At 66.3% G+C, this 1,860-nt stretch carries 3 protein-coding genes; all 3 read right to left on the bottom strand.

Translation table 11 applies throughout. The features are described 5' to 3' along the window. Positions 1-644 (bottom strand): NADH-quinone oxidoreductase subunit C (locus ACN269_RS33970; RefSeq protein ID WP_421477331.1); only part of this gene is annotated, 644 nt, incomplete at its 3' end. 50 nt (positions 645-694) lie between these two features. Next, positions 695-1,249, bottom strand: coding sequence for a NuoB/complex I 20 kDa subunit family protein (locus ACN269_RS33965; protein ID WP_421477330.1), 555 nt, complete (start codon positions 1,247-1,249; stop codon positions 695-697). Beyond that, on the bottom strand, positions 1,240-1,611 hold the full coding sequence (locus ACN269_RS33960; protein ID WP_421477329.1) for an NADH-quinone oxidoreductase subunit A: 372 nt from the start codon (positions 1,609-1,611) through the stop codon (positions 1,240-1,242). Before ACN269_RS33960 ends, ACN269_RS33965 begins: the two co-directional genes overlap by 10 nt. Positions 1,612-1,860: the final 249 nt, after the last annotated feature.

Here is a 1,860-nt window from a genome sequence, read left to right as displayed (position 1 = left end):
TTGTAGGCCCTCCGCTCGTCGGGCGGCGGGATCTCAGCTCCGTGGTACTCCACCGGAATGCCGCCCAACGGGTAGTCCTTGCGCTGTGGGTGCCCGACCCAGTCGTCGGGCATTTCGATGCGGGTCAATGCGGGATGGCCGTCGAAGATGATGCCGAAAAAGTCGTAGGTTTCCCGCTCATGCCAGTCGGTGGTCGGGTAGATGCCGTACAGCGACGGGATGTGCGGGTCGGCGTCGGGCGCGGCGACCTCCAGCCGGATCCGCCGGTTGTGGGTGATCGACAGCAGCGGGTAGACGGCGTGCAGTTCGCGGTCGGTGTCACCGGGGTAGTGCGCGCCGCTGACCCCCAGGCACAGTTCGAACCGCAGCGCGGGGTGGTCGCGCAGCTCGCGGGCCACCGCCGGGAGACGGTCTCTGGCGACCTCGAGCGTCAGCTCGCCGCGGAACACCACCACACGCTCGATCGCCGCCGGGTAGCTGTCCTCGCCCAGAGCGGCCGCCAGTGTGTCGGCGAGCTCGTCGAAGTAACCACCGTAGGGCCGCGGCGAGCTGCCCGGCAACGCCACCGACCGCACCAGACGTCCATAGCCGGACGTGTCACCCGATCCAGCCGCGCCGAACATGCCGCGCCGAACCGCGATCACCTCAGGTTTGCCGGTGCTGTTGCCGCTGCCGGTGCTGTTGCCGTCTCCCGTCACCGCAGCAGTCCCTTGAGCTCGATGGTGGGTGTGACTGCCAGCGCCGCCCGTTCGGCCTCCCTGATCGCCTCCTGCCGGTTCACACCCAGCGGCATCTCCTGAATCTTGTCGTGCAGCTTGAGGATTGCGTGCAGCAGCATCTCCGGGCGGGGTGGGCAACCGGGCAGATAGATGTCGACCGGCACCACGTGGTCGACGCCTTGCACCACCGCGTAGTTGTTGAACATTCCGCCCGATGAGGCGCACACGCCCATCGCGAGCACCCACTTGGGTTCGGCCATCTGGTCGTAGATCTGGCGCAGCACCGGTGCCATCTTCTGGCTGACCCGACCGGCGACGATCATCAGATCGGCCTGCCGCGGCGTCGCGGAGAACCGCTCCATGCCGAAGCGCGAGATGTCGAACCGTGGACCGGCCGTCGCCATCATCTCGATCGCGCAGCACGCCAGCCCGAACGTCGCGGGCCACAGCGAGCCCTTCCGGACGTAGCCGGCGACCTTCTCCACCGTGGACAGCAGAATCCCGCCGGGCAGCCGTTCCTCTAGTCCCACGCCAGTCCTCCCCGCCGCCATTCGTACGCATACGCCACCGAGACGTTGAACAGGAAAAGGCCCACCGCGATGACACCGAAAGTGCCCAGGCTGTCGAAGGCGACCGCCCAGGGGTAGAGGAACACGATCTCGATGTCGAACACGATGAACAACATCGCCGTCAGGTAGTACTTGATCGGCATGCGCTGTCGACTCGCCGGTTCGGCGCCCGTTCCGGACAGCGGCTCGATACCGCATTCGTAGGCCTCGAGTTTGGCGCGGTTGTACCGCGTCGGGCCGATGAGCAGGGCAATACCCACCGATCCAACTGCGAACACGGCGGCGATCGCGCCGAGCACCAGGATTGGCGTGTACAGGTCCATACCTCAGCAGCTCCCTCGTGGCTGTCGATGTGAGCTAACCCACAGCCTAGCGATGTTTGCGCCCTACGCCACACATTTGATTAGTATCTGTTGGTAACGCGTCGCGCCTGCCCGTAGGGGCGGCACGCCGCGAATGGCTAACGGCAGCAGGGGAATTCGACGGCGGGTCAGCGCAATGGCGGCTGCAGCAGCGTGATTACGGCTTCGCCCAGCCGGATCGGATCAATCGGGTGTGGCACCGCCGCCTCG

This window comes from Micromonospora sp. WMMD736 (genome assembly GCF_049179015.1).
Lineage (GTDB): Bacteria > Actinomycetota > Actinomycetes > Mycobacteriales > Micromonosporaceae > Micromonospora.
Note: the sequence above shows the minus strand (reverse complement) of the source record. Positions and strands in the feature narration are given on the sequence as shown.

What these genes read in the sequence shown, in the direction of transcription:
- ACN269_RS33960 (WP_421477329.1), bottom strand. Translation starts at nt 1,611, where the DNA reads ATGGACCTGTACACGCCAATCCTGGTGCTCGGCGCGATCGCCGCCGTG.